The sequence below is a fragment of the Pectobacterium odoriferum genome (genome assembly GCF_009931295.1).
GTDB classification, from domain to species: Bacteria; Pseudomonadota; Gammaproteobacteria; order Enterobacterales; family Enterobacteriaceae; genus Pectobacterium; species Pectobacterium odoriferum.
Window position 1 is genome coordinate 3,289,532 of the sequence record NZ_CP034938.1, and the last position, 22,931, is coordinate 3,312,462.

The 22,931-nt window shown below is 53.5% G+C and carries 22 protein-coding genes; 7 read left to right on the forward strand and 15 right to left on the reverse strand.

What is annotated here, in order from left to right:
- Positions 1-245: 245 nt before the first annotated feature.
- The 7 genes from dedD to pdxB form a co-directional block, all read right to left on the reverse strand.
- Positions 246-1,013: a cell division protein DedD gene (gene dedD, locus EO763_RS14775; RefSeq protein ID WP_161529399.1), complete on the reverse strand. Its 768-nt coding sequence runs from the start codon at positions 1,011-1,013 to the stop codon at positions 246-248.
- The gene (folC, locus tag EO763_RS14780) at positions 1,003-2,271 is read right to left on the reverse strand and encodes a bifunctional tetrahydrofolate synthase/dihydrofolate synthase (RefSeq protein WP_161529400.1); all 1,269 of its coding nucleotides are present in this window, start codon (positions 2,269-2,271) and stop codon (positions 1,003-1,005) included. Before folC ends, dedD begins: the two co-directional genes overlap by 11 nt.
- A 105-nt stretch (positions 2,272-2,376) precedes the next feature.
- On the reverse strand, positions 2,377-3,294 hold the full coding sequence (gene accD, locus EO763_RS14785) for an acetyl-CoA carboxylase, carboxyltransferase subunit beta (protein WP_161529401.1): 918 nt from the start codon (positions 3,292-3,294) through the stop codon (positions 2,377-2,379).
- A 224-nt stretch (positions 3,295-3,518) separates the two neighbouring features.
- A complete protein-coding gene (locus EO763_RS14795; RefSeq protein ID WP_161530410.1) occupies positions 3,519-4,181 on the reverse strand; it encodes a DedA family protein in 663 nt (220 codons plus the stop codon).
- A 194-nt stretch (positions 4,182-4,375) separates the two neighbouring features.
- Positions 4,376-5,227 (reverse strand): tRNA pseudouridine(38-40) synthase TruA, encoded by an 852-nt coding sequence (gene truA, locus EO763_RS14800; protein ID WP_095700066.1) that lies wholly within the window; start codon positions 5,225-5,227, stop codon positions 4,376-4,378.
- Positions 5,227-6,237, reverse strand: a complete 1,011-nt coding sequence (locus tag EO763_RS14805; protein WP_161529403.1) for an aspartate-semialdehyde dehydrogenase — start codon at positions 6,235-6,237, stop codon at positions 5,227-5,229. Before EO763_RS14805 ends, truA begins: the two co-directional genes overlap by 1 nt.
- Before the next feature lie 130 nt (positions 6,238-6,367).
- On the reverse strand, positions 6,368-7,504 hold the full coding sequence (gene pdxB / locus EO763_RS14810) for a 4-phosphoerythronate dehydrogenase PdxB (protein ID WP_161530411.1): 1,137 nt from the start codon (positions 7,502-7,504) through the stop codon (positions 6,368-6,370).
- Positions 7,505-7,616: 112 nt separating this feature from the next.
- Here pdxB and EO763_RS14815 point away from each other — a divergent pair, with 112 nt between their 5' ends.
- Positions 7,617-8,588 (forward strand): DMT family transporter, encoded by a 972-nt coding sequence (locus EO763_RS14815; protein ID WP_161529404.1) that lies wholly within the window; start codon positions 7,617-7,619, stop codon positions 8,586-8,588.
- Positions 8,589-8,693: 105 nt separating this feature from the next.
- Positions 8,694-9,950, forward strand: coding sequence for a flagella biosynthesis regulator Flk (flk, locus tag EO763_RS14820; RefSeq protein WP_161529405.1), 1,257 nt, complete (start codon positions 8,694-8,696; stop codon positions 9,948-9,950).
- A 161-nt stretch (positions 9,951-10,111) separates the two neighbouring features.
- Here the strand turns inward: flk and fabB are convergent, their stop codons facing one another.
- Positions 10,112-11,329, reverse strand: coding sequence for a beta-ketoacyl-ACP synthase I (gene fabB, locus EO763_RS14825; protein ID WP_039491500.1), 1,218 nt, complete (start codon positions 11,327-11,329; stop codon positions 10,112-10,114).
- Positions 11,330-11,501: 172 nt separating this feature from the next.
- Here fabB and mnmC point away from each other — a divergent pair, with 172 nt between their 5' ends.
- Positions 11,502-13,529 (forward strand): bifunctional tRNA (5-methylaminomethyl-2-thiouridine)(34)-methyltransferase MnmC2/FAD-dependent 5-carboxymethylaminomethyl-2-thiouridine(34) oxidoreductase MnmC1, encoded by a 2,028-nt coding sequence (gene mnmC / locus EO763_RS14830; RefSeq protein WP_161529406.1) that lies wholly within the window; start codon positions 11,502-11,504, stop codon positions 13,527-13,529.
- Between the two features lie 68 nt (positions 13,530-13,597).
- Here mnmC and EO763_RS14835 read toward each other — a convergent pair whose 3' ends face one another.
- From EO763_RS14835 to prmB, 6 genes are all read right to left on the reverse strand, one after another.
- Entirely contained in the window at positions 13,598-13,882 is a 285-nt protein-coding gene (locus EO763_RS14835; protein WP_161529407.1) for a YfcL family protein, read from the reverse strand.
- 33 nt (positions 13,883-13,915) lie between these two features.
- Positions 13,916-14,461, reverse strand: a complete 546-nt coding sequence (locus tag EO763_RS14840) for an elongation factor P hydroxylase (RefSeq protein ID WP_161529408.1) — start codon at positions 14,459-14,461, stop codon at positions 13,916-13,918.
- A gap of 28 nt (positions 14,462-14,489) precedes the next feature.
- On the reverse strand, positions 14,490-15,290 hold the full coding sequence (locus tag EO763_RS14845) for a sulfite exporter TauE/SafE family protein (RefSeq protein ID WP_161529409.1): 801 nt from the start codon (positions 15,288-15,290) through the stop codon (positions 14,490-14,492).
- A gap of 32 nt (positions 15,291-15,322) precedes the next feature.
- On the reverse strand, positions 15,323-16,168 hold the full coding sequence (gene mepA, locus EO763_RS14850; protein WP_161529410.1) for a penicillin-insensitive murein endopeptidase: 846 nt from the start codon (positions 16,166-16,168) through the stop codon (positions 15,323-15,325).
- Positions 16,169-16,174: 6 nt separating this feature from the next.
- Positions 16,175-17,260 carry a chorismate synthase gene (gene aroC, locus EO763_RS14855; protein WP_161529411.1) on the reverse strand — a complete coding sequence of 362 codons (1,086 nt, stop codon included), beginning with the start codon at positions 17,258-17,260 and terminating at the stop codon, positions 16,175-16,177.
- A gap of 234 nt (positions 17,261-17,494) precedes the next feature.
- On the reverse strand, positions 17,495-18,436 hold the full coding sequence (gene prmB, locus EO763_RS14860) for a 50S ribosomal protein L3 N(5)-glutamine methyltransferase (RefSeq protein WP_161529412.1): 942 nt from the start codon (positions 18,434-18,436) through the stop codon (positions 17,495-17,497).
- Positions 18,437-18,607: 171 nt separating this feature from the next.
- Between prmB and smrB the strand changes: the two genes are divergently transcribed.
- A complete protein-coding gene (gene smrB, locus EO763_RS14865) occupies positions 18,608-19,150 on the forward strand; it encodes an endonuclease SmrB (RefSeq protein ID WP_161529413.1) in 543 nt (180 codons plus the stop codon).
- An 87-nt stretch (positions 19,151-19,237) separates the two neighbouring features.
- On the opposite strand, the gene sixA is transcribed toward smrB, so the two are convergent.
- Positions 19,238-19,720, reverse strand: a complete 483-nt coding sequence (gene sixA, locus EO763_RS14870; RefSeq protein ID WP_161529414.1) for a phosphohistidine phosphatase SixA — start codon at positions 19,718-19,720, stop codon at positions 19,238-19,240.
- A gap of 1,128 nt (positions 19,721-20,848) precedes the next feature.
- Here sixA and EO763_RS14875 point away from each other — a divergent pair.
- The 3 genes from EO763_RS14875 (at position 20,849) to EO763_RS14885 (ending at position 22,929) form a co-directional block, all read left to right on the forward strand.
- Complete coding sequence (locus tag EO763_RS14875) at positions 20,849-21,400, forward strand: Csu type fimbrial protein (RefSeq protein ID WP_161529415.1); 552 nt, start codon at positions 20,849-20,851, stop codon at positions 21,398-21,400.
- 183 nt (positions 21,401-21,583) lie between these two features.
- Positions 21,584-22,120, forward strand: coding sequence for a Csu type fimbrial protein (locus EO763_RS14880; RefSeq protein WP_161529416.1), 537 nt, complete (start codon positions 21,584-21,586; stop codon positions 22,118-22,120).
- Positions 22,121-22,155: 35 nt separating this feature from the next.
- Positions 22,156-22,929 (forward strand): fimbrial biogenesis chaperone, encoded by a 774-nt coding sequence (locus EO763_RS14885; RefSeq protein WP_161529417.1) that lies wholly within the window; start codon positions 22,156-22,158, stop codon positions 22,927-22,929.
- Positions 22,930-22,931 lie beyond the last annotated feature (2 nt).

Genomic DNA, 22,931 nt, shown 5'->3' on the forward strand with positions numbered 1-22,931 from the left:
AGAAAAAGAAAACGTTTGCGTAGCGTATTTCCGCCGATTTCATCGATAGATAATCAGGCGAAAAAACCGACAAGACATCATGCCTGATTCTATTAACTCTCGGCATCTCAAAACTCACAGCAGGCATCTTAAAACAGATGCGGGGCGACGTATCACTGATGTGAACCTCATCCCCGCGGCCTGCTTTTGCTTATTTACGTGCTCGACTGCGAACCATCCATCACGTAATCATCCGCTCGACGACCTTAACGAACGGAATGTGCTCGCACCTGCCCGCTTAGCCCGCTGAGCTGTTTCAGCTCGCCCAGTGAAGACTCCAGCTTCTGCTTCGAGGCATCCGGCCCCACGTAAATACGGGTGATTTCGCCTGACACCGGCGTTGATGGTACGGTATACGCGCGGTAACCAGAGAGACGAAGCTTAGCGACAATCTCGTTCACCTTATCCGCGTTTTTCAGCGCACCAAGCTGCACAATATAGGCCTGTCCGACAGGCGCTTGCTGCGTCGGCTGCGTTTCAGGCTTCATTTCCGGTTTGGGTTCCGGTTTAGGCTCTGGCTTCGGTTTCACCTCTGGTTTCACTTCTGGCTTCACCTCAGGTTTTGGCTGAGGCTTCGGCGTCACTGGCGCGGGCGTCTGAACCGGCGGACGTTCAACCACCACTGGCGGTGCCGTCATGGCTGGCGTATTCGTGCCAGAATGGGACGATGGCGGCGTCTGCGTCGTGGTTTCAGGTGCTGTCGTTGTGGATGGTGTAGATGATCTCGCTTCGGCTTCCGCGCTGTTTTGCATCGCCGCTTCCGCCCCTTCCGGCGGCTGACTCGGCAACGACGGGTTCAGCGCAGGCAGCGCTTCCATCTCATTGCTGTCACCCGGTTTGGGGATCAGCGGAATCGATGCAAACTCGTCTTCGTAGTGCTTTTTCTTGCCGTCCAGCAAGCCGGGTAAAACGATCACGCCCAACGCGACCAGAATAACCGTACCGACCAGCCGATTCTGAAATTTACTCGCCATTCGCCTTCTCCTCATCCAGCGCTTCCATCACATGCGCTACCGTATGAAAAGATCCACATACAATGACGATATCCTGCTCCGTCGCCTCGGACATCGCCTGCTGCCAGGCGGTAACGACATCGGGGAACGATTGGCTGCGCGTAAGGTGCTCAGCAATCTGCTGCGCCGTTGCGCCACGCGGCCCTTCCAGCGGTGCGCAATACCACTCATCCACCACAGGTGTTAAGTGAGCCAGCGTACCGGCGATGTCTTTATCCGACAGCATGCCGACGACAGCCCGCACTTTTCCGGTTTTCGGCAGCACAGCCAAACGGTTTGCCAAATACGCCGCCGCATGAGGGTTGTGCGCAACATCAAGAATCAATCGCGGTGACGCCTGCACGGTCTGAAAACGACCGGGTAATGCGGCGTGCTGCAAGCCTTGTCGAATCGCCTCTTCGCTCACGTTGAGTAAAGAATAGTGCAATGCAGCCAGTGCCGTGGCGGCATTGGCTAACGGAACGTTGGGTAACGGCAACCGTGACAGCTCGCGCTGTTTATCCTGCCAGCTCCACGTCTCGCGCTGCATTGAATATTCCCAGTCGCGACCACGGCGGCGCAGTTGCGCGCCTTTCTCAGCGGCAACATCGGCAATCGTTCCTGGCATATCCGGCTCGCCAACAACGGCAGGTCTACCCTGTCGGAATATCCCAGCTTTCTCGCGGCCAATGCTTTCCCGATCGTTACCTAACCAATCGGTATGGTCGATCGCGATGCTGGTTACCACGGATACATCCGCATCCACAATATTGGTGGCATCCAACCGCCCGCCTAGCCCTACTTCCAGAATAACGACATCCAGATTCGCCTGCTTAAAGAGTTGCAGTGCCGACAGCGTACCGAATTCAAAATAGGTGAGCGATACCGCCCCTCTTCCGGCTTCGATATCCGCAAACGCCTGAGTATGCAGCGCTTCAGGCAATTCTTTGCCCTGAATACGCACTCGCTCGGTATAGCGAACAAGATGGGGAGAACTGTACACCCCCACCCGCAGCCCGGCGGCTAACAGAATGGACTCCAGCGTACAGCAGGTCGTTCCTTTGCCGTTTGTCCCCGCGACGGTGAAAATCGTGGCGGCTGGCTGGAGCAGTTGGAGATGTTCAGCAACCTGCCTAGCGCGCTCCAGACCTAAATCAATGGCCTGAGCGTGCAGGTGCTCAAGATAATGAAGCCACGTGACCAAAGGTGACGTGGCTTGAGGTATTTGAAGAGTATCCATGAGTCCCGTTCACTAGCTTACGGTTCATTGCGGGCAGAGATTGCGTATTGCTACTCGGTCGAGAACGACGTGGTCGAGTACCACACGTCCTGCCCATCATGTCAATTATGCGTCATCCTGTGATGATTCAGACGGCGCATCGCTGCGGATTTCCACGTCATCGTCGCCCGGTTCTGGATGGTTCGTCAGTTTGGCAAGAATGGTGGCCAGCTTGTAGCGCATTTCTGGACGACGAACGATCATATCGATCGCCCCTTTCTCAATCAGAAATTCACTGCGCTGGAAGCCCGGCGGCAGTTTTTCACGCACGGTTTGTTCGATAACGCGTGGGCCGGCAAAACCGATCAGCGCTTTCGGCTCGGCAATGTTCAGGTCGCCCAGCATCGCCAGACTCGCGGAAACACCGCCCATAGTCGGATCGGTCAGTACTGAAATATAAGGCAAGCCACGATCGCGCATTTTGGCCAATGCGGCACTGGTTTTCGCCATTTGCATCAGCGACATCAGCGCTTCCTGCATACGCGCACCGCCACTGGCGGAGAAACACACCAGCGGACAACCGTCTTCCAACGACTGCTCAACGGCACGCACAAAGCGCGCACCCACAACAGACGCCATTGAACCGCCCATGAAAGCAAACTCAAACGACGCGACGACAATCGGCATGCCGTACAGCGTGCCTTTCATCACGACTAGCGCGTCTTTCTCATCGGACTGTTTCTGTGCAGAAACCAGACGATCTTTATATTTTTTGGAATCCCGGAATTTCAGGACATCCTTCGGTTCCAGTTCGCTTCCCAACTCGACAGTGTTTTCTTTATCCAGAAAAGCCTGTAGACGGGCGCGCGCGGAAAGGCGCATATGGTGATCGCACTTCGGGCAGACACCCAGATTGCGCTCCAACTCAGCACGATAAAGAACCTGACCGCAGCTATCACATTTTGTCCAGACCCCTTCAGGGATGTTCGCTTTACGGGTCGGTGTAATATTGCTTTTGTTAAGAATTCGTTCAATCCAGCTCATTGATAACCTTTCTGCTTGAACCTGGCAAATGCCAGTCCGCTGTTCATGTTATTCCCTGACAACATTGCCAATGAAAAAATGCCTGAGACGCACAACAATCGCGATCCAAAGGCATCGGCACCAAGGGTGTTCCCAAGAACAGACCATAAATGCTGCCCATTAAACCATAACGTTCCGGTACTGTGGATAAAAAACTGGTCAAACCGGATGTTAAAATACTTCACTTATTTCACATTGCCGCGCGAAGCCGCTCTACGGTGACGGGCTATCTCAATAATGCCCGGCAGGATAGAGAGAAAAATAATCGCGACAATCAGTAATTTCAGATTTTCCTGCACCACTGGCAAATCGCCAAACAGGTAGCCCGCATAGGTGAATGACAACACCCACAGCAGCGCACCAATGACATTATAGGCTGCAAAATGCCGATAGCTCATGTGTCCCATCCCAGCGACAAACGGCGCAAATGTTCTCACAATCGGGACAAAGCGCGCCAGAATTATCGTCTTGCCACCGTGGCGCTCGTAAAACGCATGCGTTTTATCCAGATAGCTGCGGCGGAAAATCTTTGAGTTCGGGTTGCTAAACAGCTTCTCACCGAACAGTCGTCCAATCGTGTAGTTCACCGCATCGCCCGTAATCGCGGCAACGATCATCAGGAACACCATCGTGTGCACATTCAGATCGTTCGACGGCAGCGCCGCCAGCGCCCCTGCGACAAACAGCAGCGAATCTCCCGGCAAAAACGGTGTCACCACCAGCCCGGTCTCACAGAACAGAATCAGGAACAAAATGGCATAAACCCAGACACCATATTGCGCCACCAGTTCCGCCAGATGAACGTCAATGTGCAGAATAAAATCAATAATAAACTGTATAAACTCCATCACCACTTCTTCTCCCCAAAGTGTCTATCGAACGCACGCGGTCGATATACGCAAAGCAGCCGCACTATCCGTGTTGCCTTGCGTATAGCACGCTGAATAGCCTCGTCCTTAATATGCGTCGCACGCTGCCTTTTGACCTACGGCCATCTGGCAGTGTGCGACAGGTAAAAGGCGCACTCGTTACAACAAAAACGTCAATCGGCTAAAAAGAGCGGCCCCATCGTAGGCCGCGGTAGAGCAAAACGCGCGGGATAATCTACCGCCACCAAATACAGCCCTTCGGCTCTAGCCGTTGCACCAGCCAACGTACGATCTTTGGCCGCCAGCAGCTCTGCAATCCACGACTCGGGGCGATTACCACAGCCGACGTCCATCAGGCTACCAACGATATTACGCACCATATGATGAACGAACGCATTGGCCTTAATATCTACCACGATATAGTCACCGTGACGCGTAACCTTTAAATGATTTACATAGCGCCACGGCGTGCGCGACTGGCACTGCACCGCCCGAAAAGAGGTGAAATCATTTTCCCCCAACAGGCATTGCCCGGCACGCTCCATGCGTTCCACGTCTAACGGATGATAAAAGTGCGTCATACCACGTGAAAGCACCGCAGGACGATAGCGATGATTGTAGATGACATAGCGGTAGCGACGCGCCGTCGCGCTGAAACGCGCATGGAAATCCTCATCCACCGTTTTCACCCAGCGCACCGCGATATCTGGCGGTAAATTTGCATTCACGCCCATCGTCCAGGCGGCATCTTTTCGGATCGCATGCGTGGTGAAATGCACAACCTGGCCGGTGCCGTGAACGCCAGCATCGGTTCGCCCGGCGCAAAACACCTCTATCGGTTCATCCGCGACTTTGCTCAGCGCCTTTTCAAGACAGGCCTGCACGCTAGCGACATCAATCTGACGCTGCCAGCCATAATAGAGGCTACCGTCGTACTCAATGCCGAGCGCGATTTTCAGCGGGGCGCGTTCGTTTTCCGCTGCGGCATCGGCCTGAATAGCCTCCGCCTGAGTGGTTTCCGACATTACCCGAGATACTCCTGCACCAGACATTCTGCCGTTTCCACCGCCATCAGCGCGCCGCCAAAGCGAGCGTTATCGGCGACCGACCAGAATTGCAGCAGCTCAGGAATACCGTAATCATTACGCAGGCAGCCGATGCTCAGTTGCCCATTGCCGGACGCATCGCCAACCTGCGTCGGGTAATCCTGCTCGTCGCTTACCTCAATATTCCCAGCATTGAGCAGTTCGTCACGCGCTTCTTCCGCAGACAGCGGACGCAGTGATTCAAGATGAACAACCTGCGCGTGACCATAGAACACAGGGGACTGAATACAGGTCACTGAAATCGGCAATCCGTCATCCTGCAAGACTTTACGCACCTGATCGACCAGAACGCGCTCTTCACGCACGCTGCCCGCATCATCAGGCAATAAAGGCAACAGATTGAATGCTAGCTGCTTCGGGAAAAGCCCGGCCTCAGGCGGAACACCATTCAGCAGACGGGCACTTTGTCCGGCCAGATCGTCTATCGCTGCTTTACCGAGTGCGGAAACCGACAGCATATTGACGACATGCAGACGCGATAGCCCAGCCGCATCGGTCAACGGCTTAATCGCCGTCAGCAGTTGGCTGGTCAGGCTGTCGGCCACCGCGACAATATTGCGGTTACGATAATCTGCCAGCGTATGTGTATTCACGCCGGGTACGACCAGCGGGACATCCGGCTCCATCGCAAACAGACCGCTGCTGTCGATAACCAGACAACCCGCGTCCCCCGCGTCTTCCGCATAGCGGGCGCTGACATCCTGACCGGCGACAAAAAATGCCAGCTGCGCCTGTGACCAGTCAAAATCGGCCACATCGGTGACCAGACAGGATTTGCCGTTAAAACGTATGGTTTCACCCGCGCTACGTTCACTGGCCAGCGGATACAGTTCACCCACTGGGAATTCGCGTTCCTGCAATAATTCCAGTAACGCCGTGCCTACTGCGCCCGTTGCGCCCAGCAGAGCAATATTCCAGCCGTCAGACATTTGGTTCTCTCCCAAATTTTGAATGAAACACAAATCATGAATGGAACCGACAGACGATAGTGATGCCGTCTGTCAGTTTATGAATAAAAAAGTGTGATACTCGCGCAACACCGCCGTCAGAGGAACACCGTTAACGCGCATCCCGCACTGACGCCGTGAATCCCAGCGCGTTCAGGCAATCTGCGCTGTCAGCATCGGCACAGATAACATGGAGTGACGACCATTCGCGTCGTTCCTGATAATGTTTACGCAGGCGATCGAATTCGCCTTCCTGATGCGCAACGTGGCGCAACAACGCATCATCCCGGCGCACATCATACACCAGATGCACCAGACGTTTTAGCAGCGCCTCATCCAGCGGTGCGGTCAATGTCACTTCGGCATACTCTGGCGCAGGCAAAAGCGACGAAAGCGCCACCTGCTGCGGGGTTCCGATAAACTCGCTCCACGCCTCAAACACCTGCGTGGTGCCGCGCGCTTTTCCTTCCAAGGTATAACCAGCGATATGCGCTGTGCCGATGTCTACCCGCGCCAGCAAGTCGGTCGATAACGCGGGCTCTGGCTCCCATACGTCAAGAATGACGCTGAGTTTTTTACCCTGTTGCAGCGCCTCAAGCAATGCAGCATTGTTCACCACCGAGCCACGACAGGCGTTAATCAGAATACGTCCGTCAGCAAATGCGTTCAGTACAGCGGCATCAATCAAATGGTTAGTACGGTACGGGCCGTCGAGATACAGCGGCGTATGCAGCGTCAGAATGTCGGCATCGCGCACCAGCGTGTCGAGCGGCAGGAAATCGCCCGCCTCACCGCGATCGGCACGCGGCGGATCGCACAACAGTGTTTTCACGCCCCAGGCTTTCAGTCGCGCATCCAGACGTCTGCCAACATTGCCCACGCCGACAATCCCTACGGTTTTATCACGCAGTTGAAAGCCATCACGCTCGGCCAGCATCAGCAAAGAAGAAAAGACGTACTCAACTACCGCGATGGCGTTGCAGCCGGGGGCAGCAGAAAACGCGATATCGTTGGCGTTAAGCCACGTGTCATCAACGTGGTCGGTGCCTGCCGTCGCGCTGCCAACAAATTTTACCGCCGAACCAGACAGCAGATCCGCGTTCACCTTCGTAACCGAACGCACCATCAACGCATCCGCGTCTGCCAGCAGATCGCGTGGCAAAGGACGTCCCGGCACGGCCTGCACTTCACCCAGACGGCTAAATAGCTCGCGGGCATAAGGCATATTCTCATCAACCAGAATCTTCATTGTCTTCTCCGACATCGGTAGCCAGCCAAAAAAAGCGGGGAGATATTTTGCCACCGAATGGTGCAGAAACCCAAGGCAATTACATGGTTGATAGCTATCGTGTGGCTCTGTTATGTTGTTTGCCATTGCCGCACTTGCCCCATTTTTATCGACCAGACTGGCAATTGGTGCGTTTTTCGTCTGGTTCGTTATGAGAAACCCAACGTTGAACGCCCTATTTCCCACCATTGCCGTCCTGATCTGGTCAATTAACGTCATCGTCAACAAGCTCTCCGCGAGCGTTATTGACCCGGCCGCTATCTCGTTTTATCGCTGGCTTCTTGCGTTCCTCGTCATGACGCCGTTCATGCTGCCAACGCTTCGCCATCATGCAGTGGCCATTCGTCAACACGCCTGGAAACTGCTCGTGCTGGGTCTGCTTGGCATGGTGCTGTATCAAAGTCTGGCCTATTACGCGGCACACACGATCAGCGCAGTGATGATGGGGATCATGGGGTCATTAGTCCCGCTACTCACCGTCCTGCTCAGCATCCCTCTGCTGCGTCTGGCACCCACACTGGGCGTCGTGCTCGGTAGCCTGCTGTCGCTGGTCGGGATTGTCTGGCTGATCGGTGAGGGACATCCAGAACAGATTCTGGCGCAGGGTATCGGCCCCGGTGAATTCATGATGTTTTGTGCGTCGTTGTCCTATGCGCTCTATGGCGTGCTGACCAAACGCTGGAGCATCCCGTTGCCCAATTGGCTGTCGCTCTATGTGCAAATTGCCTTTGGCGTCGTCGTGCTGATTCCAAACTTCCTGCTGACGGACAATGTACAGCTCAATGCCGACAATCTGCCGCTGGTGATTTTCGCTGGCATCATGGCTTCAATCATTGCCCCTTTTCTGTGGATTCAGGGGGTTATGCGTCTGGGAGCCAGCAAAGCCTCCATCTTTATGAATCTGACGCCGATCTTTACGGCGATGATCGCGATCGGCTTTTTGCACGAGCCTTTGCACCATTATCATCTGGTTGGTGGGGGCATCACACTACTCGGCGTTATCCTCGCCCAGCGCTTGCGCATCCCGCTAGGACGTAGCTCATAAGCTACCCCATAAGATTAGTGCCGTTTTAGGCGACGCATGACTATCGGCCGTCACGGGAGATTGCTATGATTCATCTCAATCATGACGGCAGTGAGGATAACCGATATGCAACCTGTAAGTGGCCCAGGTGCCCCGCTGCCTGGCGAACGCTCGGTTACGCCGACCACCACATCGTCAACCTCTACATCATCAGCTAACGCCGCAGGTTCATCCAACGGCGATCGACCGCTGACGCTGGCGCAGCGCACGACGCTGGAAAATCTGGTGCTTAAAGTTGCCGCGCTGACCACGTCAAAGGCAGCGGAAGTCTGGACGACGGTAAAACAGGGATTAGGTCTGGCAGAAAATAATGAACTGCTGTCCCGCCACTACCAGCCTGCCGAGCAGATACTCCAGACTCGCTTAACGCAGGCGCAAGATAGCGGTGGACGTCAACAATTGCTTCAGCGTCTGACCGATATGCTGTCTCAGGGAAATAATCGTCAGGCGGTCAGCAATTTCATCCAGCAACAGTTCGGTAGCACCACGCTAAGCGCGCTGGATAAAATGCAGCTACAGCAAGTTGTTACGCTGCTGCAAAACGGGCAAATCCCGCAGTCAACGGCATCAACCACCGCGTCGCAAACCGCTCAGGTCGCCAACTCGCCCGATCGTCCGCTTTCTCCTGCGGAACAGCGCGGCTTGAATCAGTTAGTCACCCGATTAGCGACCATGACCGGGGAACAGCCTGCAAGAGTGCTGAACAATCTGATGATGATGCAGAACCTTAGCCCAGGCGACGCTATCCCGTTAAAACATCTGCCGCTGATCACGCAGTTCCTGCAAGCACAGGTTGAACTACAACAGACGCAGACGCTGCTGCGCGCCACCTCGCCAGCGCCACAGGGAGCACCGACAAATGCAGGCACAGCGGGTGCATCGCCAGAACCGCTGACAACCAACACCACCAATACGGCTAACGCGAATCTGTCATCCACAGCGAATCTATCATCACAGCCGCTACCGGCACAGAACGCGCTGCTTTCCCCGAATCTCGCCCCGTTGCAGGCTTTGCTACAACAGCCTATGACCGCGCAGGAACAGCATTTATTGATGGATTATACGCAAAATCGCTTCAATATTGGATTACAAACTCCGCTGACGCCGATGCAGGTCAGCGATCTGCTGACGTTCCTGTTTACGCAGCGCATTCAGCGCGCACAGGAAACGGACTGGACCACGACCTCACAGTTGCTGCATCCGCTGTTTAACCCGCTGATTGCGTCACTGCCGCTCAGTTGGCAATCCCTGTTCCATAAGCCGATGTTCCTGGTGATTGTCAGCACCTGCGTGGCTGCATTTTTGCTTTGGGTATTGATCTAAGCGCTAATACCTTAAGGCCAGACTTATCGCTCATGCCCATGAGCCAACAACACCATCCTCAACAAAGCCAGCGCCAACAAAAAACCCCGCGGCTTGCGCCAGCGGGGTTTTCTTTATTTCAATCAGAACGTTTCAATGAGAACGTTTGAATGATAAACCGATTATTTATCGAGTTTTCTCATTACCAGCGTCGCATTCGTACCACCAAAACCGAAGCTGTTAGACATCACTGTGGTCAGTTCACGTTCCGTCGGTTCAGTCACGATGTTCAAACCAGCAGCCTGCTCGTCCAGATTTTCCACGTTGATGCTAGGTGCAACAAAGCCGTGTTCCAGCATCAGCAGTGAGTAAATGGCTTCCTGAACGCCAGCTGCGCCCAGAGAGTGACCGGTCATCGCTTTCGTCGCGGAAATAGCTGGCGAGTTGTCGCCAAACACTTCACGAATCGCACCCAGTTCCTTCACATCGCCAACTGGCGTAGACGTACCGTGAGAGTTCAGATAATCGATCGGCGTATCCACACCGTTCATCGCCATCTTCATGCAGCGAACCGCACCTTCACCCGATGGAGCAACCATATCCGCGCCGTCAGACGTCGCGCCGTAGCCGACTACTTCCGCATAGATATGCGCGCCACGCGCCAGTGCGTGTTCCAGTTCTTCTACGACGACCATGCCGCCACCGCCTGCAATGACAAAACCATCGCGGCCGGCGTCATAGGTACGGGACGCTTTTTCTGGTGTTTCATTGTATTTGGTCGACAGTGCGCCCATCGCATCAAATTCACAGGCCAGTTCCCAGCACAGTTCTTCGGCACCGCCAGCGAACACGATGTCCTGTTTGCCCATCTGGATTTGCTCAACCGCATTACCGATACAGTGTGCAGAAGTCGCACAGGCAGAACTGATGGAGTAGTTCACACCGTGAATTTTGAATGGCGTTGCCAGACAGGCGGATACAGCAGAACCCATGGATTTGGTTACAACGTAAGGGCCAACGGCTTTCAGACCACGTGGGCTGCGCATGGCGTCAGCACCGAACACCTGATAGCGCGCAGAACCGCCGGAACCGGCAATCAGGCCAACGCGTGGGTTATTCTGATAAACCTCATCAGACAGCCCAGAATCTTGAATCGCCTGCTCCATGGATAAGTAAGCATAAATCGATGCATCACTCATAAAACGCACAACTTTGCGATCGATGAGGCCAGTGGTGTCCAGTTTGACATTCCCCCAGACGTGACTACGCATGCCGGAATCTTTCAGCTCTTGAGAGAAAGTAATGCCCGAGCGGCCTTCTCGCAATGATGCCAGAACTTCCTGCTGGTTATTACCGATGCTTGATACGATCCCCAGGCCAGTAATCACTGCACGTTTCATTTAATACCTCTTCATTCCACTTATAGAGTTTGGGATTTCGCTTCGCACTTTAGCGTACAGTTGTAAGCTGAACAAGTCCGATCAGCCAAACTACCGTGAATTACTGCTAAATTTGCGCCACGATCTTCAGCCCGTTAAAATCTCGCCATCACTTGAATAATGAGCTTTTACCGTGGCTAACCTCCCCATCCAACACGCGTCGTTAAGTTGGAACGCTCAGGGTACACCTGTATCGCAACAGTTTGATGACGTCTATTTTTCGAATCAGGATGGGTTGGCAGAAACCCGTTATGTGTTTTTAAAGGGCAATCAGTTTCCCGAGCGTTTCGCTACACACGCGCGCGCAGCCTGTGTGATAGCAGAAACCGGCTTTGGCACGGGTCTGAATTTTCTGACGCTGTGGCAGGCTTTTGCCGACTTTCGTCAACAGCAGCCACAGGCGACATTGCGCCACCTGCATTTCATGAGCTTCGAGAAATTCCCCCTGCGTCGGCATGATTTGGCTGCCGCACACGCACAGTGGCCGGAGCTGGCCGCATTCGCAGATGAACTGCGAGAGCAATGGCCGCTACCGCTGCCGGGCTGCCATCGTCTGATTCTGGCGCAAGGCACTATCACGCTCGATTTGTGGTTCGGTGACGTTAACGTCTTACTACCTGAACTGGATGATACGCAGAATCATCAGGTCGACGCCTGGTTTCTGGACGGCTTCGCGCCCTCCAAAAACCCAGACATGTGGACGGATAATCTGTTTCAGGCAATGGCACGTCTGTGCCGTAAAGAAGGCACATTCGCCACCTTTACCGCCGCAGGCTTTGTGCGTCGCGGTCTGCAACAGGCAGGGTTTCAGGTCAGCAAAATCAAAGGATTCGGGCAGAAACGCGAGATGCTGAGCGGCATCCTTCCCGACGAACTTTCGGTCACGTCGCCAACACCGTGGTACACACGCCCCGCCGCCAGCACGACTGACGATATTGCGATTATCGGCGGCGGCATCGCCAGCGTGCTTACCGCACTGGCGCTGCAACGTCGCGGTGCAAACGTCACGCTCTACTGCGCGGACGCGCTGCCTGCCACGGGCGCATCCGGCAATCGTCAGGGCGCGCTATATCCTCTGTTGAATAACCGCCATGATGCGGTGTCCCGTTTTTTCTCCCTCGCCTTTGACTTTGCTCACCGCAGTTACACCGCGCTGGCGCAGCAGGGTTTGGAGTTTGAGCATCAGTGGTGCGGCGTCAGCCAGCTCGCCTGGGATGAAAAAAGTGCGCGTAAAATCGAACAGATTCTGCAAGGGGAATGGCCGGAAGAACTGGTCGCCAGCGTGGATGCGCAGCAACTGGAAAATCAGAGCGGCCTGAATCCCGACGTAAACGGCATCACTTATCCTGACGGCGGATGGCTGTGTCCGGCAGAGCTGACGGCTTCTGCGTTGAAGCTGGCAGAACAAAACGGTCTATCGGTACAGATGAGTACTGCCATTTCCACACTGGAGAAAACGGACGACGGCTGGGCGCTCACCCTGAGCACAGGCCAGCAGGTAAACCATGCGGTCGTGGTGCTGGCAAATGGTCATCACATTACCGACTGGCCACAAACCCGCCATTTACCCGCCTACGCCGTACGCGGGCAAGTAAGCCATATTCCGACCAACCCGGTGCTGGGGAAGCTTAAACAGGTCTTGTGCTACGACGGCTACCTGACGCCAGTGAGTCCGCAACATCAAACGCACTGCATCGGGGCGAGCTATTTACGGGGCGAAACACACTGTGATTATCGGGAAGACGAGCAGCAAGAGAATCGCCAGCGCCTGCTGAATTGTCTGCCTGATGCAGACTGGGCCAAGACGATCGATGTCAGTGATGCGCAGGCGCGTCAGGGCGTCCGCTGCGCGCTGCGCGACCATCTACCGCTGCTTGGCGCCGTGCCGGACTATGAACAAACGCTGGCCGAGTATGAAGATCGACTGCATCCTCAACACCGTACCGACGCGGCGCCAAGCGCACCCTATTGGCAGGATCTGTTTATCATCGGTGCGTTAGGCTCACGCGGCCTGTGCTCCGCCCCACTCGCGGCGGAAATTCTGGCCTCGCAGATGTATGGCGAACCGCTACCGCTGGATCGCGACACGCTCGCCGCGCTAAACCCGAATCGTTTCTGGATAAGGAAACTGCTGAAAGGTAAGCCTGTAACGAAGGATTAATGGGGAAGAAAGCAGTGCTGGTTCTACTAAACCAGCACTGACAGATTAACGATTAGCACACATGGAAATCAGTGGGTGTTATTCTGCGCCTGTTGGAACAGACGTTCCCACATCCCGTTAACCAGCACCTGATCCGGCGGTGACAGTTCACCATTTTTGATGGCGTGATTAATGCTGTCGCTAACGCGCACATGCAGTGCTTCAAGCGTCTGTTCACCGTTCTCTTCCGCTTCTGCCACCGACACCGTCAGATGACCACGCAAATAGCCGCCAGCAAACAGTTCGTCATCGCTGGCATGCTCTACCATGTCATCAATCAGCGCCAGAATGCGCGTTTCAAATTCTGCGATCATTTCTTATCCTCAAATTTTTGCGATTCCCGCGCATCACAGATCGGCTGGATACGGGAAGCTCGCCGCCGTCAGCGGTGGCGTATTGTAAAACGATTGTAATGCACGAATAAAGCTGGCCGGACGCGCGGGAATCCCTTCTTCCAGATACTGCATCACTTGCGCATGCACGCGCCGCTGGAAATCAATACGGTCCGGTTCGCAGTCGCCGTTCAGGTTGTCGCAGCTGACGTTAAACGGAAAGCCTGCTGCCACGCAGAACAACCAGTCGAAGGCCTGCGGTTTGATCTCTACCACCTCAAACTGGCTTTGCGTCGAGGCATCGCGGCCATCTGGGCAGTACCAGTAGCCGAAATCGACCTGCAAACGCCGCTGGGCACCCGCAATGCACCAGTGAGAAATTTCGTGTAGCGCGCTGGCATAAAAACCATGAGCAAACACAATCCGGTGATACGGAATGTCATCATCCGCTGGCAGATAAATCGGCTCATCGTCGCCTTTTACCAGACGAGTATTGTATTCATCGCCAAAGCAATCATTAAAAATATCAATCAGTTGTTGATAGTGGTGAGTATTTGTCATGTTATCTATTGTTATCATAAGCTTGCTATCATAAAAACTGTCCCAGCCAGATGGCAATGTCGTGCCCGTGGCTGTCATAAATCAGCTTGCCGCTCATGATGGCGGAAACCAGCACCAGCATAGGACGAATCAGCTTTTGCCCTTTCGTCATCACCATTTTGGCCCCAAGCCGTGCCCCGAGGATCTGCCCGATCAGCATGACGCCGCCGACCACCCAGACTACTTTTCCGCTGAGCATAAAAAACAACAGCCCACCGAAGTTAGAGGTAAAGTTTAGGATCTTGGCATTTGCCGTCGCTTTGGCCAGATTGAAACCATACAGAGTGACGAAGGCCAGCGCGTAAAACGACCCAGCACCGGGGCCAAAAAAGCCGTCATAAAAGCCGACGCAGCCGCCTGCCACAATCGCAAACGGAAGCGGTGACAGCCGACGCTGCCGATCTTCATCGCCGATTTTTGGCGTTAATAAAAAGTAGAGACCGATGCCAATAATCAGCACTGGCAGCAGTTGACGCAGAAAATCAGCATTGATCTGCTGGATCAGCCAGGCACCAAAGGTCGAGCCGGCAAACGTCAGCGCAATCGCCAGCTTCTGTTCGCCCAGATTCACCGCACGGCGACGGATGAAATACAGACTGGCGGAAAAGGATCCACCGACGGCTTGAAGTTTATTCGTTGCCAGTGCCTGCGCCGGGGATAACCCCGCAGCCAGCAAGGCAGGGATCGTCAATAAACCACCGCCACCCGCAATCGAATCAATAAACCCTGCCAACGCCCCGACAAAAAACAGCACGGCCAGCATTTCTGGCCCAAGAACTAACCAGTCCATAATTATTTTTTATCTCGCGACATAGTGACTCGTTATCTCGCGGTAAAATGTCTGTCGAGCAATGCCTGACAAGACGGCGGCAACGGCGGCGGCGTGGTTTTTTCCGGGGCTTCGGTACTCGGCTGCTTTGGTTGGAACCAGCTGGTTAACTCGGCACCGCATCCGTCACCGACGGGTGGTTCGTCCTGATCCTGACACTCAAGGCTGTCCGCCGGGCAGCGCAGTCGCACATGCATATGCGCACGGTGTGCAAACCAAGGGCGAACTTTGCGCAGCCAGTCACGATCGTGGCCCGCTTCAACACACAGCTGTTTTTTAATCGCCGGATTGACGAAGATGCGCGTTACGTCGCTATCCAGCGCAGCGGTTTTGATCAGGGTGGTGACTTCCGGTCGCCAGACGCGTGGGTTAACGTTCAGTCCGCTGGCGTTAACCAGGTCGATAGGCTGCGGCTTCAGTAACTGCTGCTCGCTCCAGCGCTGTCTGGGCAATTGCAGCCAGATGTCGACATCCAGCCCGGATTGGTGACTGGCGTGGCCGCTGCTGAAGCGTCCCCCGACCGGCATCCCCATATCCCCCACAAGCACATTACCGGAGGTCATGCGCTTAACCTCGTTGCTCAGGCGGTGAATAAACGCCAGAAGATCGGGGTGACCAAAATAGCGGCGCTGATCGACACGCATCACCTGATAATCCAGCGACTGCAATGGCAGCGGCTGGGCACCGATGATACAGCCATTGGAAAAACTACCAATTGACTGCGGCGTACCCGCAACCGGATGCGCGATCTCCTGCCAGGGCGTTTTCGCCCATGCGGCGTTCGATAACAGCGGCGCGCTCAGTGCCAGCGCGAGAACCCCGATTAACCCTTGTTTCATTATTTTTTACCAGCGAGGAATCTGACTGTTCACATCCCCACACTGTGCACGTTGGCGCAGCAGGTGATCCATTAACACAATCGCCATCATGGCTTCGGCAATCGGCACCGCGCGAATACCCACACACGGATCGTGACGCCCGCGCGTGACCATTTCAGTCGCTTCGCCCTGACGGTTGATCGTTTTGCCCGGCACCATAATGCTGGAGGTCGGCTTCAACGCCAGATGTGCAACAATATTCTGGCCGCTGCTGATCCCGCCCAAAATGCCACCAGCGTGATTGCTTTGGAAACCGTCCGGCGTAATTTCGTCTCGGTTTTCGCTGCCACGTTTGGTGACAACAGCAAAGCCATCGCCAATTTCGACGCCTTTCACGGCGTTGATGCTCATCAGTGCATGAGCCAGGTCGGCATCCAGACGATCAAAGACCGGTTCGCCTAATCCAACGGGTACCGATTCCGCCACGACGCTGACCTTCGCGCCAATGGAATCACCCTCTTTTTTCAGCGCACGCATCAGTTCATCCAAGGCTTCCAGCTTGTCGATATCCGGGCAGAAGAACGGGTTTTGCTCAACCTGTTCCCAATCTTTCAGGTCGCAGGTGACATCCCCAATCTGTGACAGATAGCCACGTACCTTCACACCATGTTGCTGTTGCAGGTACTTCTTCGCAATCGCGCCCGCAGCAACGCGCATCGCCGTTTCACGCGCGGAAGAGCGACCACCGCCACGGTAATCGCGCAGGCCGTATTTTTGCTCATAGGTGTAATCGGCATGACCGGGGCGAAAGACATCTTTAATCGCACCGTAATCCTGAGAACGCTGATCGGTGTTTTCAATCAACAGGCCAATGCTGGTTCCTGTTGTCACGCCTTCAAAAACACCGGACAGAATCTTGACCTGATCGGGTTCGCGACGCTGCGTCGTATAGCGAGAAGTCCCCGGACGGCGACGATCCAAATCGTGTTGCAGATCCGCTTCCGTCAGCGGGATTCCCGGCGGTACGCCGTCAACAATACATCCCAGCGCAAGACCGTGGGATTCACCAAATGTAGTGACGCGGAAAAATTGCCCAATACTGTTGCCTGCCATCACAACTCCTTCGCATGTGTTCTGTTTCTGCCTTACCGTCTAAACAGTAAGGCGAATAAATATCGTTACGACCGTTTAATCACGGCTGCTGACAGAGGTCGTTGAACGGTAGTAACGGATAGATCGTAAAGACGCTGCAAGTACATCCCTGTAAGCTCGGATTGCGCCATCCCTGGCGCAAACGCTTTACTCTTCTATTCCGTTACTCCCGCCCTCACTTCGCAAATAGGTTTATCAGCTATCCGAATCACGGTAAGCGCTGAAATGCGCTTTGCAATCAACTAGCTGTGATTGCGTTAGCATAAACACGCCGTCACCGCCGTTATCAAACTCCAGCCAGGTGAACGGGATGTCTGGGTATTGATCGATCAGGTGCACCATGCTGTTGCCCACTTCGCAAATCAGCACGCCATCGTCGCTCAGATAGTCTGGCGCGCAGGCCAGAATACGACGCACCAGATCCAGACCGTCGTTGCCCGCCGCCAGCCCCAACTCAGGTTCGAAACGGAACTCCTGCGGCAGATCGAACATATCTTCTTCATCCACATACGGTGGATTGGTCACGATCAGATCATAGCGAATCGCCGGTAAATCGCGGAACAGGTCAGAGCGAATCGGCGTCACGCGGTATTCCAGGCCGTGCTGCTGAATATTTTGCTCGGTTACCGCCAGCGCATCGCTGGAGATATCGACCGCATCGACTTCCGCTTCCGGGAACGCCTGAGCGCAGGCAATCGCAATACAGCCGCTGCCCGTGCACAGATCCAGAATATGGTTTGGCGTTTTTGGCAGTTGCTCATCAAAATAATTATTGATCAACTCACCGATGGGAGAGCGTGGCACCAGCACGCGCTCGTCCACGTAGAATTCCAGGCCGCAGAACCAGGCCTTGTTGGTCAGATAGGCAACCGGGATACGCTCATTGACGCGGCGGATCACGCGTTCAACAATGCGCTGCCGTTCGCTGTTGATCAAACGGGACGTGTACATATCTTCAGGAATATCGAGCGGCAGATACAGGCTAGGCAAGACGAGCTGTATGGCTTCATCCCAGGGATTATCCGTCCCGTGACCGTAATAGACGTTGGCTGCGTTAAACCGGCTGACAGCCCAGCGCAACATATCCTGAATGGTATGAAGTTCACTGACGGCCTCATCGACGAAAATTTTGTCCAAGGGTGTCCTCCGCAGACAGTTCTGAATGGCAAATTGGCGCTTAGTTTGCCATGAAGCCCGCGACAAATCAGCAGATATAACCGACTGAACGCGCTCCAATACAGACTTTTATTTAGCGACAGCGGGGAGACAAGGTAAACTGATCGAATGTTGGCGCAAGATGAATGAAACATGAGTAATAAATATTCGCTGAACGACGACGAATTGCAGCTTTTTCGCACGTCCATCACTGGCACAAAAAAGTTGCATCAGGATACCTATACCCACAAACCGCTGCGCAAAAAACCGGGCGAATTGCCCGCCAAACGGGTATTGCAGGAGCAGGTTGATGCCAGTTTTTATTTTTCGGATGAATTTCAGCCACAGCTGGATGCAGAAGGCCCAACGCGCTATGTCCGCCCGGGTGCCAGCCATTATGAATTGAAGAAGCTTCGACGAGGAGATTATTCACCGGAGCTGTTTCTGGATTTGCACGGCCTGACACAGCTTCAGGCGAAGCAGGAACTGGGCGCGCTGCTGGCGGCCTGTCGGCGGGAGCACGTTTACTGCGCCTGCGTGATGCACGGGCACGGCAAACATATCCTTAAGCAACAAACGCCGCTCTGGCTGGCACAGCACCCTGACGTGCTGGCTTTTCATCAGGCCCCGAAAGAATTTGGTGGGAGTGCCGCGTTGCTGGTGTTGGTGGCGTTGGAAGCCCCTTCGCTTGAGTAACCCCGCCCTTCTTCGAAGAACGACAAGGCGTGTCAGTTCATTACACGCCTCATACCGTATGAATTCAGGAATTTTGGGTTAGTCGTATCAGGATTTTGCGTTCAGTTGGGCCGGGCTGACTTGCCAGTGCAGAACGCCATGACCGGATTCCACGTCCACTTTCACGCAGGCGATAGCAGAGGTAGCGAACATCGGCGCGGTTTCATTCTGGCATAATTCGGCAACCAGATAGCCCACCAGCGGCAGATGCGACACAACCAGAACCGCCCCCACGCCTTCTCTCGCCAGCGTTTGCAGATAATAACTGACAAGCAGGGCATCACCACCGGGCGTCAGTTCATTCAGGCAATCCGCTTCTTCCGGCAGCGGCAGCACGTTGTTCACCACCTCGAGCGTTTGCTGGGCGCGCAAATAAGGGCTCACCAGAACGCGCTCAATATCGATATTTTGCTCATTCAACCAACACGCCATCTGACGGGATTCATCACGACCTGCGTCGCTCAATGGCCGAACAGCATCACTCGCTGCATCAAGTACCGCATCACCATGACGCATTATCAACACTTGCATATTACACCGCTATATTAATGAAATATATGATATATCCTCATACTTAAATGTTGTATGAGCATTGGCTTTGCTGCCTCTTTGGCATACCTGCAATAGAAGCCATAGATAAGGTAGATACCCTAAATCATTCAAGTATGACGGGTATAACCGCTTTATTGTTGTAGGTTACCTGAGTTTCTCGCTATGTAAACTCACCAGAGATCAGGTTTTGGTAGAAAAATGCATTATCTCCGCTTCCCACCCACAGGTTGTCAGCCCAAAATGCGGCAGAATACTGTTATAACATTAACTATTCTCAAGGCGCGTTCTTAGCGGTTCCGTCGCCAACGAGTCAATAATTGTAATGTATCAGCAGAGTCATCAGGCTCCCCCCGACCTCTCCTTTCATCATTAATCACATGATAAATAAAAGTTTTATCAATATACGGTAAAATCTACCCGCTCAAAACACATAACCATAACTTTATAACGGTCATTATGAACGCCTACAATAAAATCAAAAAATAGGATACAGAATTCAGTAAAGAACAAAAAAATCAGCATAAAACACTAATAAAATCAAAAATGTCGATTTCTTGCACTTTTTTAACGCATATCAATTTTTGTGACATTGTTAAAAAACCACTCTGGTTCTATCTTTATCTTAAATAGCACTTTTCTTCACTATTCATTTTTTATAAATAAGGTAATTACACAGAATATAACGTCATATAATAAAAAATAGATTACTCTTCTTATGGACGAATGTGCAATTCAGGATCAATCCCGAAGAATTTTTCTGTTATTTATATGTCCGAAATTATTCACACCACGGAAGATAAAATAAGTAATACGCTTTCTTGATAGCATGACCTGAACCATACAGAACGTACTGAAAGTAATAGCGATATCTATTTCAGTAGTGCGATGTTTTTGTGTCAGTGGCTTAGACGATCAGGAAAAAAATACATGCTCTGTGTTTTCCCGATCGGTTAATCCATGCCATATAAATATCCGTACTGATTAAAAATACTCGTTATGATTACTTTTGTAATAGTCATTCGTGACGAGCAGTTTTCACGGAAATCAATGCGCTTTCGTGAAGACATTTTCGATGAAAATAAGTTAGAGGAATATAAAGGAATCGTTATGAATTCTAAACGAATAACATTACCTATTCTGGCTACACTTTTCACCACATTCGGCTTTTCCCACACCGCAAGCAGCGTGACGATTAACGGCCAGATACCCGTATCCTTAACGATTACTGCCGCCTGTACCATCAACAACGGAAGCGCGGGCCAAAGCGGCATATGGGGTACGATTAATTTTGGTTCCCATTCCGATTTGACCGCCAATATTGATAGTCAGACCACCAGCGCAGGAGGCGGCGGGATTACGGTCACGTGTTCTGTTGGCACCCCAGCTACCCTGAACATCGATGCCGGGCTGAACGACAGCGGCGCACTGCGCAGACTCGCACCAGGAACAGGCACGTATAACATCCCTTACCGTTTATACAGCGACAGCAACCGTAGTGCCGAGCTTACGGCTACGGGGAGTACGGGTATTGCCATTGTCGCCACTGGCAACCCGCAGCCAGTTCCGGTCTATGCCCGTATTCTGCCATCAGACCAAACGGTTCTGTCACCCGTTGCGGGTTCTTACACCGACACCGTCGCAGCAACTATCGTATGGTAATTTTTTACAGGCCGACATGCTCGTATGTCGGCCTTTTTAGGGTCATTGATCCACAAGAAAAGGAGCCGTTATGTCACCACATCTCATACGCGATGTGGCGTTTACTGACTACGCCACGTCGCTCCTTTTGACTTCAGGCGTTTCTCGTGTCGCCGTTCAATTTACGTAACCGCTGGTATTGCGATGCGTTTTTCGTCGGTTCTGATTTTGTCATTTCTGCTGTCGGGCACCATCGTCCCTACGGTGGCGATGGCGCTCACCGTGAGCAGTACATTCGATGTCACGGCAACGATACAAAAAGGCTGTGTTTTTGGCACTAGCACGGCAAGCAGCCAGCCCAACATGGGCACGCTGAATTTTGGGACGCGCAGCGCCACGGCGACCAACGTGGATATCGCCAGCACCAGCGGCGGGGGGTCGATTATCGCGACCTGTACGCCAGGCATCAGCGCCGTTATTGAACTGAGCTACGGCACTAATGGCGGTGACAGCACACAACGTTATCTGAAAAATGCAGCAGGAACGCGCCTGTTGGCTTATCAGCTCTACCGCGATGCGGCACACACACAGGTATGGGGAACGGGAGGTCTGGCACTCAACATCGCCTCTTTTCCGGCCACAACCCAGACCTACACCGTTTATGCCCGCTATTTTGGCGGCACGCCTCTTCCTCCCGCAGGGGTTTATACCGATAACGTGACCGTCAGCCTGACTTATTAAAAACAAAACAGGGTGAACACAGGATGAAAAGGAAAATGACGTTTTTTATTCGGGCAATGGTCTTTTTATTAAGCGGTTTCGCCTCGTCTTGCTTTGCCGCCAGCTCTATTCTTGTTTGGCCGATCTATCAGGTTATTGAGTCCGATGAGAGCAGCTCAGCGCTGTGGCTGGAAAACAAGGGGAATGCGCCCGTCGGCTTGCAAATCCGCATCATGTCGTGGAAGCAGATAGATTTTCAGGATCGTTATGCAGAACAAAGTAACGTGATTGCCACACCGCCGTTCATGACGCTGGAACCGGGTAAGCGCAATATGGTGCGCCTGATTCGCGTCAACCCCGCGTCTGCCAATACCGAGCAGGCTTATCGCATCATCGTTGATGAAATTGCCGCTCCCAACCAGCAAAACGCACCACAGATGGGTCTGCAATTCCAGATGCGCTACCTACTGCCGTTGTTCCTTGATGGTGCAGGCGTCTGGACACATACTCGCCCGGGTAAACGACGTGCCAACGCAGAACCAACGCTGCCCGTGCTCAGTTGGCGAGTCAGTGCAGTTGGGGGGAAAAACTACCTTTATGTCCGTAATCGTGGCGTGGTCCATGCTCGCCTGAGTAACGTCTATTGGTCAGCCGACCAAAGCGGGAAAGGAAGCCGGATAAAGGTAACCGACGGCTTTTTAGGCTATGTGCTACCGGGGCAAGAGATGCGCTGGTCGTTGCCTGCGGGCGTATCTACACCAGGTGCGGCGATGCAGCTCTTCACCAACCTGATCGATATCACCGATCCCATTTTGATTAAACGCGAATGATG

Coding starts and splice junctions, on each gene's coding strand:
- mepA (WP_161529410.1), bottom strand. CDS start 16,168: ATGAAACAAGGGTTAATCGGGGTTCTCGCGCTGGCACTGAGCGCGCCG.
- pdxB (WP_161530411.1), bottom strand. CDS start 7,504: ATGAAGATTCTGGTTGATGAGAATATGCCTTATGCCCGCGAGCTATTT.
- EO763_RS14885 (WP_161529417.1), top strand. CDS start 22,156: ATGACGTTTTTTATTCGGGCAATGGTCTTTTTATTAAGCGGTTTCGCC.
- EO763_RS14875 (WP_161529415.1), top strand. CDS start 20,849: ATGAATTCTAAACGAATAACATTACCTATTCTGGCTACACTTTTCACC.
- flk (WP_161529405.1), top strand. CDS start 8,694: ATGCAACCTGTAAGTGGCCCAGGTGCCCCGCTGCCTGGCGAACGCTCG.
- smrB (WP_161529413.1), top strand. CDS start 18,608: ATGAGTAATAAATATTCGCTGAACGACGACGAATTGCAGCTTTTTCGC.
- sixA (WP_161529414.1), bottom strand. CDS start 19,720: ATGCAAGTGTTGATAATGCGTCATGGTGATGCGGTACTTGATGCAGCG.
- EO763_RS14840 (WP_161529408.1), bottom strand. CDS start 14,461: ATGACAAATACTCACCACTATCAACAACTGATTGATATTTTTAATGAT.
- aroC (WP_161529411.1), bottom strand. CDS start 17,260: ATGGCAGGCAACAGTATTGGGCAATTTTTCCGCGTCACTACATTTGGT.
- EO763_RS14795 (WP_161530410.1), bottom strand. CDS start 4,181: ATGGAGTTTATACAGTTTATTATTGATTTTATTCTGCACATTGACGTT.
- folC (WP_161529400.1), bottom strand. CDS start 2,271: ATGGATACTCTTCAAATACCTCAAGCCACGTCACCTTTGGTCACGTGG.
- EO763_RS14880 (WP_161529416.1), top strand. CDS start 21,584: ATGCGTTTTTCGTCGGTTCTGATTTTGTCATTTCTGCTGTCGGGCACC.
- EO763_RS14835 (WP_161529407.1), bottom strand. CDS start 13,882: ATGATCGCAGAATTTGAAACGCGCATTCTGGCGCTGATTGATGACATG.
- EO763_RS14845 (WP_161529409.1), bottom strand. CDS start 15,290: ATGGACTGGTTAGTTCTTGGGCCAGAAATGCTGGCCGTGCTGTTTTTT.
- truA (WP_095700066.1), bottom strand. CDS start 5,227: ATGTCGGAAACCACTCAGGCGGAGGCTATTCAGGCCGATGCCGCAGCG.
- fabB (WP_039491500.1), bottom strand. CDS start 11,329: ATGAAACGTGCAGTGATTACTGGCCTGGGGATCGTATCAAGCATCGGT.
- EO763_RS14805 (WP_161529403.1), bottom strand. CDS start 6,237: ATGTCTGACGGCTGGAATATTGCTCTGCTGGGCGCAACGGGCGCAGTA.
- dedD (WP_161529399.1), bottom strand. CDS start 1,013: ATGGCGAGTAAATTTCAGAATCGGCTGGTCGGTACGGTTATTCTGGTC.
- EO763_RS14815 (WP_161529404.1), top strand. CDS start 7,617: ATGTTGTTTGCCATTGCCGCACTTGCCCCATTTTTATCGACCAGACTG.
- accD (WP_161529401.1), bottom strand. CDS start 3,294: ATGAGCTGGATTGAACGAATTCTTAACAAAAGCAATATTACACCGACC.